This is a genomic window from Streptomyces sp. adm13(2018) (assembly GCF_008042145.1).
Lineage (GTDB): Bacteria > Actinomycetota > Actinomycetes > Streptomycetales > Streptomycetaceae > Streptomyces.
In genome coordinates this window covers 1,270,773-1,291,470 of sequence record NZ_RDBH01000129.1, presented here as the reverse complement: position 1 = coordinate 1,291,470, position 20,698 = coordinate 1,270,773, and the positions used below count along the sequence as shown (strand labels likewise).

23 protein-coding genes and 1 pseudogene are annotated in these 20,698 nt (G+C 72.0%); 7 read left to right on the top strand and 17 right to left on the bottom strand.

The window, feature by feature from the left end:
* Positions 1-222: 222 nt before the first annotated feature.
* Entirely contained in the window at positions 223-1,686 is a 1,464-nt protein-coding gene (locus EAO70_RS22555; protein WP_148004628.1) for a hypothetical protein, read from the bottom strand.
* Positions 1,687-2,000: 314 nt separating this feature from the next.
* Here EAO70_RS22555 and EAO70_RS22550 point away from each other — a divergent pair, with 314 nt between their 5' ends.
* Positions 2,001-3,860 (top strand): endonuclease/exonuclease/phosphatase family protein, encoded by a 1,860-nt coding sequence (locus EAO70_RS22550; RefSeq protein ID WP_148004627.1) that lies wholly within the window; start codon positions 2,001-2,003, stop codon positions 3,858-3,860.
* A gap of 65 nt (positions 3,861-3,925) precedes the next feature.
* On the opposite strand, the gene EAO70_RS22545 is transcribed toward EAO70_RS22550, so the two are convergent.
* The gene (locus tag EAO70_RS22545) at positions 3,926-4,639 is read right to left on the bottom strand and encodes an antibiotic biosynthesis monooxygenase (RefSeq protein ID WP_148004626.1); all 714 of its coding nucleotides are present in this window, start codon (positions 4,637-4,639) and stop codon (positions 3,926-3,928) included.
* Positions 4,640-4,755: 116 nt separating this feature from the next.
* On the opposite strand from EAO70_RS22545, the gene EAO70_RS22540 reads away from it, so the two are divergent.
* Both EAO70_RS22540 and dapA read left to right on the top strand, forming a co-directional pair.
* On the top strand, positions 4,756-5,271 hold the full coding sequence (locus EAO70_RS22540; protein WP_187283989.1) for a GNAT family N-acetyltransferase: 516 nt from the start codon (positions 4,756-4,758) through the stop codon (positions 5,269-5,271).
* 70 nt (positions 5,272-5,341) lie between these two features.
* Positions 5,342-6,241 carry a 4-hydroxy-tetrahydrodipicolinate synthase gene (gene dapA / locus EAO70_RS22535; protein WP_148004625.1) on the top strand — a complete coding sequence of 300 codons (900 nt, stop codon included), beginning with the start codon at positions 5,342-5,344 and terminating at the stop codon, positions 6,239-6,241.
* Here dapA and EAO70_RS22530 read toward each other — a convergent pair.
* The 5 genes and pseudogenes from EAO70_RS22530 to EAO70_RS39445 form a co-directional block, all read right to left on the bottom strand.
* Entirely contained in the window at positions 6,220-6,438 is a 219-nt protein-coding gene (locus EAO70_RS22530; RefSeq protein WP_148004624.1) for a hypothetical protein, read from the bottom strand. The genes dapA and EAO70_RS22530 overlap by 22 nt on opposite strands.
* A 62-nt stretch (positions 6,439-6,500) precedes the next feature.
* Entirely contained in the window at positions 6,501-7,487 is a 987-nt protein-coding gene (gene dapD, locus EAO70_RS22525; RefSeq protein WP_148004623.1) for a 2,3,4,5-tetrahydropyridine-2,6-dicarboxylate N-succinyltransferase, read from the bottom strand.
* A 44-nt stretch (positions 7,488-7,531) separates the two neighbouring features.
* Complete coding sequence (locus tag EAO70_RS22520; protein WP_148004622.1) at positions 7,532-7,933, bottom strand: TetR/AcrR family transcriptional regulator; 402 nt, start codon at positions 7,931-7,933, stop codon at positions 7,532-7,534.
* Positions 7,933-8,253 carry a DMT family transporter gene (locus EAO70_RS22515; protein ID WP_148004621.1) on the bottom strand — a complete coding sequence of 107 codons (321 nt, stop codon included), beginning with the start codon at positions 8,251-8,253 and terminating at the stop codon, positions 7,933-7,935. Before EAO70_RS22515 ends, EAO70_RS22520 begins: the two co-directional genes overlap by 1 nt.
* 101 nt (positions 8,254-8,354) lie before the next feature.
* Positions 8,355-8,498: pseudogene (locus EAO70_RS39445) on the bottom strand (TetR family transcriptional regulator); the annotation flags it as partial.
* 71 nt (positions 8,499-8,569) lie between these two features.
* On the opposite strand from EAO70_RS39445, the gene EAO70_RS22505 reads away from it, so the two are divergent.
* A complete protein-coding gene (locus tag EAO70_RS22505) occupies positions 8,570-9,484 on the top strand; it encodes an oxidoreductase (protein ID WP_261992985.1) in 915 nt (304 codons plus the stop codon).
* A gap of 91 nt (positions 9,485-9,575) precedes the next feature.
* On the opposite strand, the gene EAO70_RS22500 is transcribed toward EAO70_RS22505, so the two are convergent.
* From EAO70_RS22500 to EAO70_RS22465, 8 genes are all read right to left on the bottom strand, one after another.
* Complete coding sequence (locus tag EAO70_RS22500; RefSeq protein WP_073917183.1) at positions 9,576-9,914, bottom strand: metal-sulfur cluster assembly factor; 339 nt, start codon at positions 9,912-9,914, stop codon at positions 9,576-9,578.
* Positions 9,911-10,384, bottom strand: a complete 474-nt coding sequence (gene sufU / locus EAO70_RS22495; protein WP_148004619.1) for a Fe-S cluster assembly sulfur transfer protein SufU — start codon at positions 10,382-10,384, stop codon at positions 9,911-9,913. Before sufU ends, EAO70_RS22500 begins: the two co-directional genes overlap by 4 nt.
* Before the next feature lie 10 nt (positions 10,385-10,394).
* A complete protein-coding gene (locus tag EAO70_RS22490; RefSeq protein WP_030322528.1) occupies positions 10,395-11,663 on the bottom strand; it encodes a cysteine desulfurase in 1,269 nt (422 codons plus the stop codon).
* Entirely contained in the window at positions 11,660-12,424 is a 765-nt protein-coding gene (gene sufC / locus EAO70_RS22485) for a Fe-S cluster assembly ATPase SufC (RefSeq protein ID WP_148004618.1), read from the bottom strand. The genes EAO70_RS22490 and sufC overlap by 4 nt, the downstream gene beginning before the upstream one ends.
* Positions 12,425-12,431: 7 nt before the next feature.
* Complete coding sequence (locus EAO70_RS22480) at positions 12,432-12,749, bottom strand: bifunctional 3-phenylpropionate/cinnamic acid dioxygenase ferredoxin subunit (protein WP_030205123.1); 318 nt, start codon at positions 12,747-12,749, stop codon at positions 12,432-12,434.
* A complete protein-coding gene (gene sufD / locus EAO70_RS22475; protein ID WP_148004617.1) occupies positions 12,749-13,930 on the bottom strand; it encodes a Fe-S cluster assembly protein SufD in 1,182 nt (393 codons plus the stop codon). The genes EAO70_RS22480 and sufD overlap by 1 nt, the downstream gene beginning before the upstream one ends.
* Before the next feature lie 64 nt (positions 13,931-13,994).
* Positions 13,995-15,410 carry a Fe-S cluster assembly protein SufB gene (gene sufB, locus EAO70_RS22470; RefSeq protein ID WP_148004616.1) on the bottom strand — a complete coding sequence of 472 codons (1,416 nt, stop codon included), beginning with the start codon at positions 15,408-15,410 and terminating at the stop codon, positions 13,995-13,997.
* On the bottom strand, positions 15,407-16,132 hold the full coding sequence (locus EAO70_RS22465) for a helix-turn-helix transcriptional regulator (protein ID WP_148004615.1): 726 nt from the start codon (positions 16,130-16,132) through the stop codon (positions 15,407-15,409). The genes sufB and EAO70_RS22465 overlap by 4 nt, the downstream gene beginning before the upstream one ends.
* Positions 16,133-16,395: 263 nt before the next feature.
* On the opposite strand from EAO70_RS22465, the gene EAO70_RS22460 reads away from it, so the two are divergent.
* The 3 genes from EAO70_RS22460 to EAO70_RS22450 all read left to right on the top strand — a co-directional run bounded on the left by EAO70_RS22460 (position 16,396) and on the right by EAO70_RS22450 (position 19,155).
* Positions 16,396-17,331, top strand: a complete 936-nt coding sequence (locus tag EAO70_RS22460) for an ABC transporter ATP-binding protein (RefSeq protein ID WP_148004614.1) — start codon at positions 16,396-16,398, stop codon at positions 17,329-17,331.
* Between the two features lie 14 nt (positions 17,332-17,345).
* Entirely contained in the window at positions 17,346-18,113 is a 768-nt protein-coding gene (locus EAO70_RS22455) for an ABC transporter permease (protein ID WP_148005301.1), read from the top strand.
* A gap of 73 nt (positions 18,114-18,186) precedes the next feature.
* On the top strand, positions 18,187-19,155 hold the full coding sequence (locus EAO70_RS22450; protein WP_148005300.1) for a COX15/CtaA family protein: 969 nt from the start codon (positions 18,187-18,189) through the stop codon (positions 19,153-19,155).
* Between the two features lie 13 nt (positions 19,156-19,168).
* Here EAO70_RS22450 and EAO70_RS22445 read toward each other — a convergent pair whose 3' ends face one another.
* Both EAO70_RS22445 and EAO70_RS22440 read right to left on the bottom strand, forming a co-directional pair.
* Positions 19,169-20,260, bottom strand: coding sequence for an amidohydrolase family protein (locus EAO70_RS22445; protein WP_148004613.1), 1,092 nt, complete (start codon positions 20,258-20,260; stop codon positions 19,169-19,171).
* A 75-nt stretch (positions 20,261-20,335) separates the two neighbouring features.
* Positions 20,336-20,656 (bottom strand): hypothetical protein, encoded by a 321-nt coding sequence (locus EAO70_RS22440; RefSeq protein WP_148004612.1) that lies wholly within the window; start codon positions 20,654-20,656, stop codon positions 20,336-20,338.
* Between the last annotated feature and the right edge of the window lie 42 nt (positions 20,657-20,698).

The following is a 20,698-nucleotide window of genomic DNA, read 5'->3' as shown; positions in this document are numbered from 1 at the left end:
CCTCAGGCCCGTACACCCGCCCGTCAGGCGTGCCCCCGCACACCCGCCGCGTCAGGCAAGCCCCCGCCGTGCGTCGTCCCGGCGGGTCGTCGTCACACGCCCGAGCGGGACCGGGCCCTGAAGGCCGCCTCCTCAGGCCCGTACACCCGCCCGTCAGGCGTGCCCCCGCACACCCGCCGCGTCAGGCAAGCCCCCGCCGTGCGTCGTCCCGGCGGGTCGTCGTCACACGCCCGAGCGGGACCGGGCCCTGAAGGCCGCCTTGCGGGCCTCCTTCGCCACGTTCTTGTCGCGGTGCAGGCGTCCCATCGCGTCCAGGACCTCCGCGGTCGCCGGGTGCTCCACCCGCCAGGCCGCCTCGAAGAAGCCGCTGTGCCGCCCCGTGAGCCCCTCGACCAGCTCCTGGAGCTCCTGCAGGTCCCCGTCGGCGTCGAGCTGCGCGGCGATCGTGTCGATCGCGAGCCAGAAGATCATCGACTCCGGCGGCGCGGGCACGTCCGCCGCGCCGTTCTCGGCGAGCCAGACCCGGGCGAGGCCACCCAGTTCGGCGTCGTCCAGGACCTCGCGCACAGCGGGCTCCGCCTCCGCCCCGACCAGGGACAGCGTCTGCTGGCAGTGCAGGCGGCGCAGCGGCGACCCGGCGTCGGAGCCGCGGGCGGCGTGCAGCAGTTCGCGGGCGGCGGCGAGCGGCGCGCGGCCGGCCAGCCAGGCGGCCGTCTCCTCGCGGGCGGCGGCCTCCGGGTAGCCGGAGATCCCGTCGAGCAGGGCGTCGGCGCCCTTGTCGGCGAGGTCGCCGACGGCGGGGGCGTCCACGCCCGCCTCCAGCATCCGGGCCCGGACGCCGTAGAGGCCGAGGTCGGTGAGCCGGACCATGCCGTACCGGGTGACGTCCTCGTCGTCGACGGGCGGCGCGGGCTCCTCGCCCTCCTCCGCCATCAGCGCCTCGTCGACCGGCTGGTACTCGACGAGCCCGATGGGTTCGAGCAGCCGGAACTGCTCGTCGAGCCGCATCATCGCGTCCGAGACCTGCTCCAGGACGTCGTCGGTCGGTTCGCCCATGTCGTCGGGGACGACCATCGACGCGGCGAGCGCGGGCAGCGGCACCGGGCCCTCGCCGGCCCCGCCCTCGCTGACGGTGAGCAGGTAGAGGTTGCCGAGGACGCCCTCCAGGAACTCGGCCTCGACCTCGGGGTCCCAGTCGAGCGCCTCGATGTCGATCTCGCCGTCCTCGCCGACGATCGCGTCCAGGTCGTCGAGGACGGGGGCGACGGCGTCGGCGAAGACGGCGTCGAAGCCGTCCAGCCAGAGTGCGAGGACGTCCTGGGGCGAACCGCCGGTGACGACCGCGAGGTTGTCCCCGGCGGCGGCCCGCCCGGGGGTGTCCCCCGTCTCGTCCGCCTCGCCGGCCTCTCCGTCCTCGACGCCGACCAGGCCGGTGTCGACGGCCAGCCGCCAGGCGTCGCCGGCCGCGATCTCACCGTCCTCGTCGTGCGCGAGGCCGAGGACGTCGACCGCCTCGGGGAGCTGTTCGTCGACGAGTTCGCCGCCCGCGTCGACCCGGGTGTCGGGCCCGGCCCAGCGGGCGAGCCGTACCGCGTTCGCGAGGAGGGGGGCCGCCAGTGCGTCCCGCGCCAGCTCCGCGTCCGCACGCAGCCGAACGGGGGGAAGGGTGGGGTGCTCCGCTGACATCTGGGGGGTCTCCTCGACGCGTCCGTGGGTGAGTGGGTGAGTGGGGTCAAGCATGGTGGGTGCGCGGTGCCGAGCGCGCGGGCCGGGCCGGTCGGCCGGCAGGTGCGGGGTGGTGGCCGGAGGGGTGGGGAGCGGCTCGGAGCCGGGCCCGGAGCGCGGCTCTCAGCGTAGACGCATCCGGGAGGACCTCCGGCGGTTCATGCGTCCGTCAGCCTTCGTACACCCGTCGACTCTTGACAAGTTGGGCGCTGTGCAAAGAGATTGACGCGCGTAGATTAATCTGCCGTTCCTCCAAGCACCCTCGGAGTCCCCTGATGCCTTCCTCCATACCGAGATCTGCCGGCCGCACCGCCGCGCGCTCCGCCGCGGTCTCCACCGTCGTCGCCGCCGCGCTCGCCGCGGGTCTGCTGGCCGGTTCGACGAACGCCGCCGCCGAGGACGCGGCCGGTGTCCGCATCCACGACATCCAGGGCACCACGCGCGTCTCGCCGCTCGTCGGCCAGCAGGTCACCGGTGTGACCGGCATCGTCACCGGCGTCCGCACCTACGGTTCGCGCGGCTTCTGGATCCAGGACCCCGAGGGCGACGGCAACCCCGCCACCAGCGAAGGCCTCTTCGTCTTCACCAGCTCCGTCCCGACGGTCGCCGTCGGCGACGCGGTCAGCCTGAGCGGCACGGTCACCGAGTACGTCCCCGGTGGCCTGACCTCCGGCAACCAGTCGCTGACCCAGCTCTCCAAGCCGGTCGTCACGGTGGTCTCCCAGGGCAACCCGGTCCCGGCCCCGGTGACGATCTCGGCCTGGTCCGTCCCCTCCCGGTACACCCCGGCGGGCGACCCGGCGGCCGGGGGCTCGATCAACGGCCTGACGCTCGACCCCCGTAAGTACGCCCTGGACTACTACGAGTCCCTGGAGGGCACCAACGTCCGGATCGGCTCCTCGCGCGTGGTCGGCGCCACCGACCCGTACTCCGAGCTGTGGGTCACGGTGAAGCCCTGGGAGAACCGCAACCGGCGCGGCGGCACGGTCTACGGCTCGTACGAGGACCAGAACACCGGCCGACTCCAGATCCAGTCGCTGACCCCGACCGCCCAGCAGCCGTTCCCCAAGGCGAACGTCGGCGACCGGCTGACCGGCACCACCGAGGGTCCGCTCGACTTCAACCAGTTCGGCGGCTACACGGTCACCGCCCGCACCCTCGGCACGGTCGTCGACCGGGGCCTGGAGCGCGAGACCACGGACCGGCAGCACCGGAACGAGCTGGCCGTGGCGACGTACAACGTCGAGAACCTCGACCCGACCGACCCGCAGGAGAAGTTCGACGCGCTCGCGAAGGCGGTCGTCGCGAACCTCGCCTCGCCCGACATCCTCGCCCTGGAGGAGATCCAGGACAACAACGGCGCCAAGAACGACGGCACGGTCGCCGCCGACCAGACGGTCAAGAAGTTCACGGACGCGATCGTGGCGGCCGGCGGCCCGGCGTACGACTGGCGCTCGGTCGACCCGGAGAACAACAAGGACGGCGGCGAGCCCGGCGGCAATATCCGTCAGGTCTTCCTGTTCAACCCCGAGCGGGTGTCCTTCACGGACCGCGCGGCGACCGACCCGAGCTCGGCCACCGGCGTCACGGGCCGCAGGGGCCACGCCGCCCTGACGGTCTCCCCCGGCCGGATCGACCCGGCGAACACCGCCTGGGAGAGCAGCCGCAAGCCGCTGGCGGGCGAGTTCGTCTTCCGCGGCCGCACGGTCTTCGTGATCGCCAACCACTTCGGCTCGAAGGGCGGCGACGAGTCGATCGTCTCGCACCACCAGCCCCCGGCCCGCTCCTCGGAGGCCAAGCGGCTGCTCCAGGCGCAGTCCGTCAACGGCTTCGTGAAGCAGCTCCTCGCGGTCGAGAAGCAGGCGGACGTCCTCGTCGTCGGCGACATCAACGACTTCGAGTTCTCGGGGACGACCAAGGCCCTGACCGACGGCGGCGCGCTGTACCCGGCCGTGAAGTCGCTGCCGCGCAGCGAGCGCTACTCGTACGTCTACCAGGGCAACAGCCAGGTCCTCGACCAGATCCTGACGAGCCCCGGTGTGCACCGCTTCGCGTACGACAGCGTCCACATCAACGCCGAGTTCGCCGACCAGGACAGCGACCACGACCCCCAGGTCGTGCGCTTCCGCCCGTAGCCGGCCCCCCGGCCCCACGCCGGGTCACGCGGCCACGGGCGAACGCCCCGGTCGCCCACGCCGGTTCACACGCCCGCGCTCAGGCTGAGCGCGGGCGTGTACCGCTTCATCCGGCTGCCCACGAGCCCCGGGTAGCGGTGCACCCGCGCCCAGGCCCCGACCTCCCGGCTCTCGTCGGCCAGCCATTCCTCGTGGGCCCGCTCGCTCTCCCACGCTGCGTGGTTCAGGACCCGCCCGCCGTCGGTGGCCAGATGGAAGTGGACGGCGGTCGCGCCGGTCCCCGGACGCAGTGCCGCGTCCTCGTCCAGGGCGGTGAACACCGTGTCCACCCAGGCCCGTCGGCGTCCCGCGTCGGGCCCGTCGAAGTCGACCTCGACGATCGCCACGACCCCGGGCAGCTCCCCCGCGCCGGTCGTACCGAGGACGGCGGACCGGTGGATCGGCGCGTAGCGGCGCAGCTCGACCCGCTCGATGCCGGGCACGGCGGCGTCGATCTCGGCGTTCCGGTCGTCGCGGTAGGTGCGGACGAAGTCCTCGTAGGCCTGCTCGGCGGTCCACTGCGAGTAGTGCAGCAGGGTGTCCCCGTCGGTACCGGCGTAGATGCTGTACGAGAGCAGCCCGAGGTCCGGCCACTCCCGGCTCTCCCAGGCCTTGCGGACGGCGTCGACGGCCGCCCGCTGGCACTCGGGGGTGCCGACCCGCCAGGTGCTGACGAGGACGGCGCCGACTCCGGGGCGGTGCAGGTCGGGACGGGCGTCGGGGTGCGCGACGGCGTTCATGGAGGTCTCCTGTTCCTGGGCGGGCTTGCCCGGAGGAGCCTCCCCCGGACGACTCCACCGTCCCGCCTCAACCTTGGTTGAGGTCAACCCCTGTTCCCCGTGGGACACTTCGCGCCATGATCCCCAGCGACCTGCTCCTGCGCCCCGCGACCCGTGCCGAACTCCCCGCCGTCCTCGCGCTGCTTGCCGACGAGGACACGGCCGTGGACCCCGCCTCGGTCGTCGTGACCGAGGCGTACGAGCGGGCGTTCGCGGACATCGAGGCCGATCCGCGCAACGAGATGCTGGTCCTGACGGCCGGCGGGCCGGTCCTGGGCTGCCTCCAGATCACGTACATCCCGGGGCTCGGCCGGGCCGGCGCCGAACGGGCCCTGGTCGAGGCGGTCCGGATCAGGCCCGACCGACGCGGCGGCGGCCTCGGCCGGGAGCTGCTGGAGCGGGCGGCGGCCCGCGCACGGGACCGCGGCTGCGCACTCGTCCAGCTGACCAGCGACAAGCGCCGAACCGACGCCCACCGCTTCTACACCTCCCTGGGCTACACCCCCAGCCACGAGGGCTTCAAACTCACGCTCGGCCCCGCCGCGGACCGGCCCCGCCCCGAGGCCGGGCACACCGGAGCCCGGCACGCTTAAGCAACCGTGACCTTTCGACCGAAGCAGATCTAAGTGGACCTTCACCGTCGGATCCGCCCAGACTGCGAGCATGAGCCCTTCCACCGCCCACCCGGCACGCCCCTTCGGCCGCGCGCTCTGTGCGATGATCACTCCGTTCACCCCCGGCGGTGAGCTCGACCTCGACGCGGCGGGCAAGCTGGCGGTCCGGCTCGTCGGCGAGGGCTGCGACGGGCTGGTCCTGAACGGCACCACCGGCGAGTCGCCGACCACCTCCGACGACGAGAAGACCGCCCTCGTCCGCGCCGTCCGGGAGGCCGTCGGCCCCGGCCCCTCGGTCCTCGCGGGGGTCGGCACCGCCGACACCCGGCACACGGCGGAGCTCGCCGGGCGGGCCGCGGAGGCGGGCGCGGACGGCCTGCTCGTCGTCACGCCGTACTACAGCCGCCCCCAGCAGGCGGGCGTCGAGGCCCACTTCCTGAAGGTCGCGGACGCCACCCGTCTCCCGGTGATGGTCTACGACATCCCCGGCCGCACGGGCACCCGCGTCGAGCCCGCGACGCTGCGGCGGCTCGCGGAGCACCCGCGGATCGTGGCGGTCAAGGACTGCGCGTACGACCTGCTGGGTTCGGCCCGGCTGATTGCGGAGACCCCGCTCGCGTACTACTCGGGCTGCGAGGAGCTGAACCTCCCGCTGTACGCGCTCGGCGGCGCGGGTTACGTCAGCACGGTGGCGAACGTGGCGCCCCGCCCGCTGCGTGCCGTGCTCGACGCCTTCGACGCGGGGGACACGGCGGGGGCGGCCCGGCTCAACGCCCGGCTGCTGCCGCTGGCCGAGCGGATGATGGCCGCGGGCCTGCCCGGCACCGTGACCGTGAAGGCCCTGCTCGGCGGCCCGGTGCGGGAACCGCTGCAGCCCGCCGACCGGGAGACGGTCGACGGGCTGCGGGGTCTGTACGAGGCGCTGCGTCAGGCGGAGTCGGTCGTGTAGGTCCTGCCGAGGACGGCGGCGTGTTCCAGGACGTCCTCCAGCGGGTCGTCGATCTGACCCGTGTGGAGGGAGAGGCTGGGCCCGTTGGTGACGGTCGGACCGTGCTGGGTGTGCGTCTCGTCCGCCGCGGCCGTCCCGGCCGGCAGCAGCACCGCCGCCATCGTGAGCACTCCTGCGACCGTGGGCCGTGTCCTCATGTCGACTCCTCGCCTCGTCTGCGTACGGTGACTCCGCGTTCTGTTAACGCAGAGTCACCGGATCAGTTGTGGCTGTGGAGGATGTCGTTGAGCCCGCCCCAGACCGCGTTGTTCGGGCGGGCCTCGACGGCGCCGGTGACCGAGTTGCGGCGGAAGAGGATGTTCGAGGCGCCGGAGAGGTCGCGGGCCTTCACGATCTCGCCGTCGGGCATGGTGACCCGGGTGCCGGCGGTGACGTACAGGCCGGCCTCGACGACGCACTCGTCGCCGAGCGCGATGCCGACGCCGGCCTCGGCGCCGATCAGGCAGCGCTCGCCGATCGAGATGACGACGTTGCCGCCGCCCGACAGGGTGCCCATGGTGGAGGCGCCGCCGCCGATGTCGGAGCCGTTGCCGACGACGACGCCGGCGGAGATCCGGCCCTCGACCATCGAGGTGCCGAGGGTGCCGGCGTTGAAGTTGACGAAGCCCTCGTGCATGACGGTGGTGCCGGCCGCGAGATGGGCGCCGAGACGGACGCGGTCGGCGTCGGCGATACGGACCCCGGCGGGCGCGACGTAGTCGGTCATCCGCGGGAACTTGTCGACGCTGGTGACGGCGAGGTGCAGGCCCTCGGCGCGGGCGTTGAGGCGGACCTTCTCGATGTCGTCGACGGCGACCGGACCGAGCGAGGTCCAGGCGACGTTGGCGAGCAGGCCGAAGACGCCGTCCAGGCTCTGGCCGTGCGGCTTGACCAGGCGGTGGCTGAGCAGGTGCAGCCGCAGGTAGGCGTCGTGGGCGTCGAGCGGCTTCTCGTCGAGCGAGGCGATGACGGTGCGGACGGCGACCACCTCGACGCCGCGGCGGGCGTCGACGCCGAGGGCCTTGGCGGCGCCCTCGCCGAGGGCGTTGACGGCCTCGTCGGGGGTGAGCCGCTCGGTGCCGGCAGGGCCGGCCGCCTCGGTCAGCTCGGGGGCGGGGAACCAGGTGTCGAGAACGGTGCCGTCGCCGGCGATGGTGGCGAGGCCGGCGGCGACGGCGCCGGTGGTGCGAGGAGCAGTGGTGGTCATGACGGAAAACCTAACGGTCGGGGCCCCGCGCGGGCCAACCGGTCTCAGGTGTCGGTCGGCGCGCCGCCGCCCGGATCCAGCACCCGCGCCAGCATCACGCGCGCGTACTCCTCGTCGTAGGGCACGCCGGTGAGCAGGGACTGGAGGCAGATGCCGTCCACGAGGGCGACCAGGGCGCGGGCGGTGACCGGGTCGGTGCGGCGGGAGAGGGCGTCGACCACGGTCTCGGCCCACTCGGCGGCCACGGGGCGGAGTGCGGGGCGGCGCAGGGCGGCGAGGTAGAGCTCGTACTCCAGCTCCACCTGGGCGCGTTCGCCGCTGATCCACTCCCCCATGAGGCGGGCGAGCGCGGCGGCGGTGTCGATCCCGGAGCGTGCGGCGACCCGGAGGGCCGCGTCGACGATCCGGTCCCGCCGGTCGGGGTCGTGGCGCCGGGCGCGGGCCATCAGTGGGCACCGCCCAGGTTGAGGACGACGACCCCGGCGATGATGAGTGCGATCCCCGCGATCTTGGCGAGGCTGAGGGTCTCCCCGAGGAAGAGGATGCCGATGGCGGCGACGGCGGCGGTGCCCGCGCCTGCCCAGACGGCGTACGCGGTGCCGACCTGGAGCGTCTTGAGCGCCTGCGCGAGGAGTGCGAAGGCGACCACGTATCCGATGCCGGTGACGAGCGAGGGCCAGAGCTTGCTGAAGCCGTCGCTGTACTTCATGGAGGTGGTGGCGAGCACCTCGGCCGCGATGGCGCCCGCGAGCAGTCCGTATCCCATGCGTACAAGCGTACACAACGTTGCGTACGSSCGTACGCAACACCGCCCGATACGGTGTCCCGCATGACGACTCCCCCAGGGCCGCCGCCCGGGAGAGGGCGTCGACCACGGTCTCGGCGCGCGTACTCCTCGTCGTAGGGCACGCCGGTGAGCAGGGACTGGAGGCAGATGCCGTCCACGAGGGCGACCAGGGCGCGGGCGGTGACCGGGTCGGTGCGGCGGGAGAGGGCGTCGACCACGGTCTCGGCCCTCCTTCAGCACGATCCTGACCGGCGCCTTCAGCACCTTCGGCCGCTACTGGAAGCAGCTCCTCGGCGTGGGGGCGGCCGCCTACCTCGGTGCCCTGCTGGTCGTCGGGGCGGCGATCGGCGTGGCGTACCTGGCCGTCGGCGACGACCTCCCCGCCGTGTTCGACCTGCCCGCGGGGCAGGAGCCGGGGTGGGACGACATCCGCCCGCTGATCATCGCCTTCGTCTGCGTCTGGCTGGTCGCCATGGTCGTGTTCGTCGGCGCGAGCGCCCTGGTGGCGGCGGCCTGCCCGGCCGTGGTCCAGGAGGCGGTGCTCGGCCGGCCCACCACCATCGGCGCGCTCTGGCGCCGCTCCTGGGCCCGGGTGCCCGCCGTGCTCGGCACCGTGTTCCTGACCACCGCGGCACTGCTGATCCCGATGGTCCTCTTCTTCGGCGCCTTCCTCGCGATGGTGACCGTCCTCGTCGCCGACCTCGGGGACCTGGACGGCGGCGCGACGGCCTCCGACATCTCGTTCACGATCCCCCTGCTGCTGCTCCTCGCCGCCCTGGTGATCCTGCCGTTCGGCCTGTGGATCTGGGTGAGGTACAGCCTGGCCCCGGCCGCCGCCGTGATGGAGGGCCAGGGCCCGGTCGCCTCGATGCGCCGCTCCGCGCACCTGGTCCGCGGCGACTGGTGGCGGATGTTCGGCTGCCTGTTCGCCGCCGGGATCATGGCCTCCGTCGTCGGCATGCTGATCCAGCAGCTCCTGTCCGCCCTGGCGTCGGCCCCGCTGTCGGCCGCCGACTTCTCCGGCGAGGACTCGGCCGCCATGGTGGGCTCCCTGGTCGTGCTCCTCACGGTGGTGATCATCGGCCAGCTGATCAGCCAGGCGTTCGTCTCCGTCTTCCCGCCCCTGGTCACCGCCCTGCTCTACGTCGACCAGCGCATCCGCAAGGAGAACCTGGCCCCGGACCTGGCCCGCGCGGCGGGACTCGGCTAGCCGAGCCGCCGGCCGGCCCGTCCGCGCCGGTCCCGGACATGCGAGACGGCCGTGCCCCGAAGGGCACGGCCGTCTCGTACGCGCTGGTGTCTCAGACGTTGAAGCCGAGCGCGCGCAGCTGCTCGCGGCCGTCGTCCGTGATCTTGTCCGGGCCCCACGGGGGCATCCAGACCCAGTTGATCTTCAGTTCGCTGACGATGCCGTCCGTCGCGGACTTCGCCTGGTCCTCGATCACGTCGGTCAGCGGGCAGGCCGCCGACGTCAGCGTCATGTCCAGCGTCGCGATGTTCGCGTCGTCGATGTGGATGCCGTAGATGAGGCCCAGGTTGACGACGTCGATGCCCAGCTCGGGGTCGACGACGTCGTACAGCGCCTCGCGGACTTCTTCCTCGGAGGCCGGCTTCATCGTGGCCTCGGCGTTCTCGGTCATGCCGACTTCCTCACAGACTTCTGGTCGCCCTCGCCCAGGGCCTGGGCGGTCGCGTCCTTCCACGCCATCCAGCTGAGCAGGGCGCACTTCACACGGGCCGGGTACTTGGAGACCCCGGCGAACGCGACCGCGTCCTCCAGGATCTCCTCCATGGCGTCGTCGGGCTCGATCTGGCCCTTGGACTGCATCAGCTCCAGGAAGGTGCCCTGGATCCTCTGCGCCTCGGCCAGCTCCTTGCCGACGAGCAGCTCGTTGAGGACGGACGCCGAGGCCTGGCTGATGGAGCAGCCCTGACCCTCGTACGACACGTCCTCGATGCGCGAGCCGTCGTACTTCACGCGGAGCGTGATCTCGTCGCCGCACGTCGGGTTGACGTGGTGCACCTCGGCGTCGCCGTCCCGAAGACCGCGCCCGTGCGGGTGCTTGTAGTGGTCCAGGATGACGTCCTGGTACATCGAATCGAGCTTCACGAGCCGTCCCCTAGCCGAAGAAGTTCCGTACGTGCTCCAGACCGGCGACGAGGGCGTCGACCTCGGCCGGCGTGGAGTACAGATAGAACGACGCCCGCGTGGTCGCAGGAATTCCGTACCGCAGACAGACCGGCCGTGCGCAGTGGTGGCCGACCCGGACCGCGATGCCCTCCTCGTCGAGGACCTGGCCCACGTCGTGCGGGTGGATGTCGCCGAGCGTGAAGGAGATCGCCGCGCCGCGGTCCTCGGCCGTGGTGGGGCCGATGATCCGCAGGTCCGGAACCTCCTGGAGGCGCCGGACGGCGTACTCGGTGATCGCGTGCTCGTGGCGCGCGATGTTCTCCATGCCGATCGCCGAGAGGTAGTCCACGGCCGCGCCGAGGCCGACGGCCTGGGCGATCGGGGGCGTACCCGCCTCGAACTTGTGCGGGGCCGGCGCGTACGTCGAGGAGTGCATCGAGACGGTCTCGATCATCTCGCCGCCGCCCAGGAAGGGCGGCAGGTCCTCGAGCAGCTCCTGGCGGCCCCAGAGGACGCCGATGCCCGTCGGGCCGCACATCTTGTGGCCGGTGAAGGCCACGAAGTCGGCCTGGAGCGCCTGCACGTCCAGGACCATGTGCGGGGCCGCCTGGGAGGCGTCGATGCAGACGAGCGCACCGACCTCCTGGGCGCGACGGATGATCGTCTCGACCGGGTTCACCGTGCCCAGCAGGTTCGAGACCAGCGTGAACGAGACGATCTTGGTCTTCTCGGTGATGACCTCTTCGATGTTCGAGAGGTCGAGACGGCCGTCGTCGGTGAGGCCGAACCACTTCAGCTTCGCGCCCGTGCGCTGCGAGAGCAGCTGCCACGGCACGATGTTGGAGTGGTGCTCCATCTCCGTGATGGCGATCTCGGTCTCGTGGTCCACGCGGTAGGGCTCGTCGGCCCAGCCCAGCATGTTCGCCACCAGGTTGAGCGACTCCGAGGCGTTCTTGGTGAAGATCACCTCGTCGCGGCTCGGGGCGTTGATGAAGGCCGCGACCTTGTCACGGGCGCCTTCGTACAGCGCCGTGGCCTCCTCGGCGACCGTGTAGACGCCGCGGTGGACGTTGGCGTTGTGGCGCTCGTAGTACGTGTTGAGCGCGTCGAGGACCTGCCGCGGCTTCTGCGAGGTCGCCGCGGAGTCGAGGTACACGATCTTCTTGCCGTCGTGGACCACGCGATCCAGGAGCGGGAAGTCCTTGCGGATCGCCTCGGTGTCGAGGAGGCCGGAGAGCCCCTGATGGGCAGAAGTCACGCGGACGCGCCCCCCTTCACGTACTTGTCGTAGCCCTCGTTCTCCAGCTGGTCCGCGAGCTCGGCGCCACCGGACTCGGCGATGCGGCCGTTCGCGAAGACGTGCACGAAGTCGGGCTTGATGTAGCGGAGGATCCGCGTGTAGTGCGTGATCAGCAGGGTGCCGACCTCGCCGGTCTCGCGGACCCGGTTGACGCCCTCGGAGACGACGCGCAGGGCGTCGACGTCGAGGCCGGAGTCGGTCTCGTCGAGGATCGCGATCTTCGGCTTGAGGAGCTCCAGCTGGAGGATCTCGTGGCGCTTCTTCTCACCGCCGGAGAAGCCCTCGTTGACGTTGCGCTCGGCGAAGGCCGGGTCCATCTGGAGCTGCTCCATCGCGGACTTGACCTCCTTCACCCAGGTGCGCAGCTTGGGCGCCTCGCCGCGGACGGCGGTGGCGGAGGTGCGCAGGAAGTTGGAGACCGAGACGCCGGGGACCTCGACCGGGTACTGCATGGCGAGGAAGACGCCGGCGCGGGCGCGCTCGTCGACCGACATCTCCAGGACGTCCTCACCGTCGAGGGTGACGGTGCCGCCGGTGACCGTGTACTTCGGGTGGCCGGCGAGGGAGTAGGCCAGGGTCGACTTGCCGGAGCCGTTGGGGCCCATGACGGCGTGGGTCTCGCCCTGCTTGATGGTCAGGTCGACACCCTTGAGGATCTCGCGGGGGCCGTTCTCCGCGTCGACGGAGACGTGCAGGTCGTGGATTTCGAGCGTTGCCATGGGTGACTCAGGACTCCTGGGTGACGGAGACGAGCACATCGTCCCCTTCGATCTTTACGGGGTATACGGGGACGGGGCGCGTCGCGGGAAGGCCGGAGGGCTTGCCGGTGCGGAGGTCGAAGCTGGAGCCGTGCAGCCAGCACTCGATGGCGCAGTCCTCGACCTCGCCCTCCGAGAGGGAGACGTTCGCGTGCGAGCAGATGTCGTTGATCGCGAACACCTCACCCTCGGTGTGCACGACCGACACCGGCGTGCCGTCGACCTCGACCCGCTTGGGGGTGTCGGTCTCCAGCTCGCTCAGTGCGCAGACTCGGACGAAGGCCATCAGACGGAGGCCTCCAGCTCGACCTCGATCTTGGCCAGGAGGCGCTCCTCGACGTCCGGCAGGCCGATCTGCTGGACGAGCTCCGCGAAGAAGCCGCGGACGACGAGGCGACGGGCCTCGGCCTGCGGGATGCCGCGGGACATCAGGTAGAAGAGCTGCTCGTCGTCGAAGCGACCGGTGGCCGAGGCGTGACCGGCGCCGGCGATCTCGCCGGTCTCGATCTCCAGGTTCGGTACGGAGTCGACCCGGGCGCCGTCCGTGAGGACCAGGTTCCGGTTCAGCTCGTAGGTGTCGGTGCCCTCGGCGGCGGCCTGGATGAGGACGTCGCCGATCCAGACGGCGTGCGCGTCCTGGCCCTGCAGTGCGCCCTTGTAGGCCACGTTGGACTTGCAGTGCGGGGTGTTGTGGTCGACCAGGAGGCGGTGCTCCTGGTGCTGGCCGGCGTCGGTGAAGTACAGGCCGAACAGCTCGGCCTCGCCGCCGGGCGCCGCGTACTGGACCCGCGGGTGGATGCGGACGACGTCGCCGCCGAAGGTGACGACGACGGACTTGAAGGAGGCGTCGCGGCCGACCAGGGCGTTGTGCTGGGCGACGTGGACGGCCTTGTCGTCCCAGTCCTGGACGGAGACCACGGTCAGCTTGGCGCCGTCGCCGAGGACGTAGTCGACGTTGGCGGCGAGCACCGCGTCGCCGGAGTGGTCGAGGACCACGACGGCCTCGGCGAAGGCGCCGAGCTCGATGACCTGGTGGCCGAAGGCGACGCCGCCCTCGCCGTGCACGGTGATGCGGATCGGCTCGGTGAGGACCTTCTCCTTGGCGACGGTGACGACCGAGGCCTTCTCGAAGGAGGAGTACGCCTGGGCGGCGACGCGGTCGACGGGGGTGCCGGCCTTGCCGAGGCGCTGGTCCTCGCGTCCGACGGTCTCCACGGTGACGCCCTCGGGGGCCTCGATCTCGACCTTGACGCCCTCGCCGGAGGCGACGGCGGTGCCGTCGTGCAGGCCGCGGAGGCGGGCGAGCGGGGTGAACCGCCATTCCTCCTCGCGGCCGTGCGGGACGGGGAAGTCCGCGACGTCGAAGGACGGGGGCGCGCTCATGCGCGTGGCGACGGTGGACTCGGCGGCCACCGCGATCGAGCCCGCGGTGGTGGAGCCCGCGGGGATGTTCTGAGCCTCAGCCATGGCTGTTGGGGTGCTCTCTTCCTGCGTACGTAAAGAAAATCGGTCGCTGCGGGGCGGGTGGGCGTCAGCCCACCGAGCCCTCCATCTGCAGCTCGATCAGCCGGTTGAGCTCCAGGGCGTACTCCATGGGGAGTTCCTTGGCGATGGGCTCGACGAAGCCGCGGACGATCATCGCCATGGCCTCGAACTCGGTGAGGCCGCGGCTCATCAGGTAGAAGAGCTGGTCCTCGGAGACCTTGGAGACGGTGGCCTCGTGGCCCATGGAGACGTCGTCCTCGCGCACGTCCACGTAGGGGTACGTGTCCGAGCGGGAGATCGTGTCGACGAGCAGCGCGTCGCAGAGCACGTTGGACTTGGCGCCCGGGGCACCCTCGCCGATCTCGATGAGACCGCGGTAGGAGGTGCGGCCGCCGCCTCGCGCCACCGACTTGGAGACGATGTTGGAGGAGGTGTTCGGGGCCATGTGGACCATCTTGGCGCCGGCGTCCTGGTGCTGGCCCTCGCCCGCGAAGGCGATGGAGAGGGTCTCGCCCTTGGCGTGCTCGCCCATCAGGTAGACGGCCGGGTACTTCATGGTGACCTTGGAGCCGATGTTGCCGTCGACCCACTCCATGGTGGCGCCCTCGTAGGCGACGGCGCGCTTGGTCACCAGGTTGTAGACGTTGTTCGACCAGTTCTGGATGGTCGTGTAGCGGCAGCGGCCGCCCTTCTTGACGATGATCTCGACGACGGCGCTGTGCAGCGAGTCCGAGGAGTAGATCGGGGCGGTGCAGCCCTCGACGTAGTGGACGTAGGCGTCCTCGTCGACGATGATCAGCGTCCGCTCGAACTGGCCCATGTTCTCCGTGTTGATGCGGAAGTAGGCCTGGAGCGGGATCTCGACGTGCACGCCCTTCGGCACGTAGATGAACGATCCGCCGGACCAGACGGCGGTGTTCAGCGAGGCGAACTTGTTGTCGCCGACCGGGATGACGGTGCCGAAGTACTCGCGGAAGAGTTCCTCGTGCTCCTTCAGCGCGGTGTCGGTGTCGACGAAGATGACGCCCTGCTCCTCCAGGTCCTCGCGGATCTGGTGGTAGACGACCTCGGACTCGTACTGGGCCGCGACACCGGCGACGAGGCGCTGCTTCTCCGCCTCGGGGATGCCGAGCTTGTCGTACGTGTTCTTGATGTCCTCGGGCAGGTCCTCCCAGGAAGCGGCCTGCTTCTCGGTGGAGCGCACGAAGTACTTGATGTTGTCGAAGTCGATGCCGGAGAGGTCGGAGCCCCAGGTCGGCATGGGCTTCTTGCCGAAGAGACGCAGACCCTTGAGACGCAGCTTCAGCATCCACTCGGGCTCGTTCTTCTTCGAGGAGATGTCGCGGACGACGTCCTCGTTCAGACCGCGCTTGGCGGTGGCACCGGCGGTGTCGGAGTCGGCCCAGCCGTACTCGTACCGACCCAGGCCCTCGAGCTCGGGGTGGCTGATCTCGGTGGTCATGCGGGGTTCCTCCCGGCCGTACTTGCGGATGCTGATTCGGTGGTCTGCGGGGCGCTGTGCGGGATGAACGTGGTGCAGACGCCGTCACCATGCGCGATGGTGGCCAGACGCTGGACGTGCGTTCCCAGGAGGCGGGAGAAGTACTCGGTCTCCGCCTCGCACAGCTGTGGATACTGCTCGGCGACGTGGGCTACCGGGCAGTGGTGCTGGCAGAGCTGCTCGCCGACCGGCGCGTTCCGCGCAGTGGCAGCGTACCCGTCAGCGGTCAGGGCCCTGGCAAGCGCCTCGGTGCGCTGGGCGGGATCGGCCGCCTCGACGGCCTCCCGGTAGGCGCCGCCCTGGGCCTCGATCCGGTCGCGGGCGAAGGCGGCCACGGCCGCTTCGCCGCCGGCGTTGCGTTCGATCCACCGCAGCGCCTCGACCGCGAGCGAGTCGTACGACTGGTCGAAGGCGTCCCGGCCGCAGTCGGTGAGCGCGAAGACCTTCGCGGGGCGGCCGCGGGCGCGGGCGCCGTAGACGCGCTGTTCGCGCGCCTCCACGACGTTGTCGCCGACGAGCGAGTCGAGGTGGCGGCGGACGGCTGCCTGGGTGAGGCGGAGCCGGCCGGCCAGATCGGCGACGGTCGACGGCCCGTGGTCCAGGATCGATCGCGCGACCCGGTTGCGCGTCGAACGCTCACGGGTCGCGAGTTCCTCCACAGGAGCCGCGCCAACGTTTTTCACAACGCCATTGTTGCGTAATTAATCTCGGACTGACAAGCGGCGCCGGACGTGGCGACGGTGCGCTGCGTCACTCAGGTAAGGCTTACCTGACCTGCGGAAACGATCATTCGTAGGATGAATGAACAGCCGCTCCGAGCGCCCCACGACCGCGTACGCGCAGGCCACGAGGGGGTCGGCGGCGACCGGACACGGCCGCGGGCCGCCCGCCCGGAGGGCCGGACCCGCGCCGGGAGGACCTCCGGACCCTCTCTAGACTTCCCGTCATGCGAAACGAGTCCGTCGGTTCCGCCGTCCAGGTCCGTGGCCTGGTCAAGCGGTACGGCCACAAGACCGCCGTCGACGGCCTCGACCTCGACGTGCGGTCCGGCACCGTGACCGCCGTCCTCGGGCCCAACGGCGCCGGGAAGACCACCACCATCGAGACCTGCGAGGGCTACCGGAGGGCCGACGCCGGCACCGTACGCGTCCTCGGCCTCGACCCGGTCGCCGACGCGGCCGCCCTGCGCCCCCGGATCGGCGTCATGCTCCAGTCCGGCGGCGTCTACTCCGGCGCCCGCGCCGACGAGATGCTCCGCCACATGGCGAAGCTCCACGCCCACCCGCTGGACGTGGACGCGCTGATCGAGCGGCTCGGCCTCGGCTCCTGCGGCCGGACCACCTACCGGCGCCTCTCCGGCGGCCAGCAGCAGCGCCTCGCGCTCGCCCTGGCCGTCGTCGGCCGCCCCGAGCTGGTCTTCCTGGACGAGCCCACCGCCGGACTCGACCCACAGGCCCGCCGCGCCACCTGGGACCTGGTGCGCGAGCTGCGCGCCGACGGGGTGACCGTGGTCCTCACCACCCACTTCATGCAGGAGGCCGAGGAACTCGCCGACGACGTCGCCATCGTCGACGCCGGCCGGGTCGCCGCCCAGGGCAGCCCCGAGCAGCTCTGCCGCGGCGGGGCCGAGAACACCCTGCGCTTCACCGGGCGCCCCGGGCTCGACCTGGGCTCCCTGCTCAAGGCGCTGCCCGACGGCACGGCCGCGGCGGAGCCGCTCCCGGGCACGTACCGGATCACCGGCGACGTGGACCCGCAGCTGCTGGCCACGGTCACCAGCTGGTGCGCCCAGCACGGCGTCATGCCCGACGGCATCTCCGTCGAGCGCCACACCCTCGAGGACGTCTTCCTCGAACTGACGGGCAAGGAACTGCGGTCGTGAGCACTGGTTCGGTCGTGAACAGCGGCACGTACGCCCCCCGGCCGGGCGCCGCCCCCGTCGGCCGGATGATCGCGGCGCAGACGGCCCTGGAGACCCGGATGCTGCTCCGCAACGGCGAGCAGCTGCTGCTCACCGTGATCATCCCCTCGCTGCTCCTGGTGCTCTTCTCCACCGTCGACATCGTGGACACCGGCGCCGACGAGGCGGTCGACTTCCTCGCCCCCGGCGTCCTCGCCCTCGCCGTCCTGTCGACCGCCTTCACCGGCCAGGCCATCGCGACCGGGTTCGAGCGGCGCTACGGGGTGCTCAAGCGGCTCGGCGCCTCGCCGCTCCCCCGCTGGGCGCTGATGACCGCCAAGACGTTGGCCGTGCTGGTCACCGAGGTCCTCCAGGTCGCCCTCCTGACGGCGATCGCCCTGGGCCTCGGCTGGTCCCCGCACGGGAACCCGTTCGCCGTGCTGCTCCTCCTCGTGCTCGGCACGGCCGCGTTCTCCGGCCTCGGCCTGCTGATGGCGGGCACCCTGCGGGCGGAGGCCACCCTGGCCGCCGCCAACCTGGTCTTCCTGCTGCTCCTGGTGGGCGGCGGCGTCATCGTCCCGCTGGCGAAGTTCCCGGACGCGGCCCGCTCGGTCCTGGAGCTGCTGCCGATCTCGGCCCTCTCCGACGGCCTGCGCGCCGTCCTCCAGGACGGTGCGGCCCTGCCCTGGGGCGATGCGCTGACCCTCGCCGTCTGGGCCGTCCTGGGCCTCGGCGCCGCGGCGAAGTTCTTCCGCTGGGAGTAGCGGGAGGGTCCCAGAGGGTGACGTTTCCCGACAAGGCACCCCTCGTGAATGCGTGCACAAGCCCCCGCCTACGATAGGGCCCGTGCTGACCCCCCTCGCCCTCATCGCCCGGCGCTGGACCCCGTCCCCCCGGACGCTCCGGCGCGCCGCGCTCTCCGCCGTCGTGATGAGCGTGCTCATCATCGTCACCGGCGGCGCGGTCCGGCTGACCGGTTCCGGTCTCGGCTGCGACACCTGGCCGAAGTGCACCGACGAGAGTCTGATCGTGACACCCGAGCAGGGCTACCGCGGTGCGATCGAGTTCGGCAACCGGATGCTGACCTACGTCCTGTCGGCCGCGGTCGGCTGGGCCATCATCGCCGCCCGGTCCACCAAGCCGTGGCGCCGCGGACTCACCCGCCTCGGCTGGGCCCAGTTCTGGATCGTGATGAGCAACGCCGTCCTCGGCGGCATCACGGTCTGGATGGGCCTCAACCCGTGGACGGTCGCCGGCCACTTCCTCGCCGCCAACGCGCTGCTCACCGTCGCGGTCGTCACCTGGCACCGCACCGGCGAGGGCGACACCGCCCCCCGCCCGCGCGTGCCGCGCCCGGTCCGCAGGCTCTCCTGGGCGATCACCCTCACCACGGCCCTGCTGATCGTGCTGGGCACGACGGTGACCGGGGCCGGCAAGCACGCGGGTGACAGCAGCGACGTGCCGCGGATGCCCTGGGACTGGACGAACGCCGCCCACCTGCACGCCATCGCCGCCTGGGTGGTCTGCGCCCTGGCCCTCGCGATGTGGCTGGTACTGCGCGTGGTGGACGCCCCCCTGGACACCCGGGCCCGCGCCCGCGACCTGCTGATCGTGCTGCTCGCCCAGGGCGCCATCGGCTACGTGCAGTACTTCACCGGGGTCCCCGAGCTCCTGGTGGCCCTCCACATGCTCGGCTCGTCCCTGATGTGGATCGCGGTCCTGCGGCTGGCCCTGAGCCTGCGCGAGCGCCCCCTCCCCACCCCCGAGATCCCGGCCCGGCCCGACCCGGAACTCGCGACCGCCTGACCACGGCAGGGGGTCACGCCAGCCGGTAGACCCGGCGGGCGTTCCCCGCCGCGATCATCGCGGCGACGCGCTGGGCGTCCGCACGGGACCAGGCGCCGTCGCCCACCCATTCGCCGAGGACCCGTGCGAGGGCGGCGCGGAACACGCTGGCGGCGACCACATGGAGCTCCGGCAGGCCGTGGGCGCCGCTGGAGAACAGCAGCTTCCCGAACGGGGCCCGCTCCAGGACCTCGGCGAGGACGGCCGCGGCGCGGGCGCCGGTCTGCGCGAGGACGGGGCCCAGGTCCGCGTGGACGTGCGGGTGCACGGCGGTCAGGTGCGCGGTGGCCCGGTGGTACGGGTAGGAGTGCAGCAGCACCAGGTCGGTGCCGAGCCCCGCGGTGGCGGCGGCGAACCCGGCGACGCCCGCGGGGTCCCGGTCGCCGGTGTGCAGTTGCAGCGGGCGGCCTGCGGTCACCGCGATCCAGAGCAGATGGCGCAGGAGGACGGGGTCGGTGAGCCGGCCGCCGGCCGGGCGCCCCGCGAGCCAGCGCCCGGCGGCCCCGCGCACCTCTCCGGGTCCCGGCGGCTCGGGGGCTTGGGCGAGTCCCCGGCGGAACGCGGCGGCGGAGGCGAAGGCCACGGCGTGCACGGCGGCCCCGTGGACGGCCTCGGCGAGGTTGGCGAGGAAGGCCTCGACGGTCCCTGAGGTGTCGGCGACCTGTTCGGCGAGGGGTTCGAGGCGGACGATCTCGTGGGCGTCGGCGGCCCCGGCGGCGCCGAGTTCGGCCGGTCCGGTGAGGTCGTCCGGAACCCCGGTGTCGACGAGGTAGGTGGCGATCCCTGAGGCGCGCAGCAGCCGCCGGCCCGCCTCGGCCGCGCCCAGCTCGCGGCGGCGCGCCAGGTAGCGGGCGGGCGGGCAGTGCGCGTCCAGGCCGAGCAGCGGCGGGCACCAGCGGCGCACGGCGAAGCCGGTCTGGGTGTCGAAGAAGGTGGTGCCGGCGGCGGGCAGCGCACCGGTCCCGCCGAGCTGGGTGCCGAGGTGGGCCTCGAAGGTGCCGAGGCCGAGTTCCGTCCGGATCACCCCGTGGCAGTACTGGTCCACCAGGCTCGGCGTGTCGATCATCTCGGGGGGCTCCCTGCGTGGCCGTGTCGCTTCTCCACACGTCCTAACGGGTGAGCCCCGCGCGAGGTTGTTGCCTCAGCCGTTGGAGGGGCCGCCGATCTGGATACCGGCCATCCGGGTCCACTCGTACGGGCCGGTGACGACCTTGGCGGCGAAGTCGCCGTCGAACTCCTCGTGGAGGGTGAGCTCGGCCTTCTCGGCGGCCTGCCGGGCGATCTCGTACGTCGGTGCGACGAGGTCGCCCCAGCCGCCGTCGTTGCCGACGAGGACGATCCGGGTGCCCGCCTGGCCGATGTGCGCGAGGTGGCCCTCAGAGCCGCCGTGCTCCGCGGCGAAGGCCCTGATCTCCTTGGCGAGCCTGGCCGCCTTGCGCTCTGCCTGCTTCGTTTCTGCCATGGAGCCGATGCTACCGAGGGGTAGATCGACTGGCGACGGCCG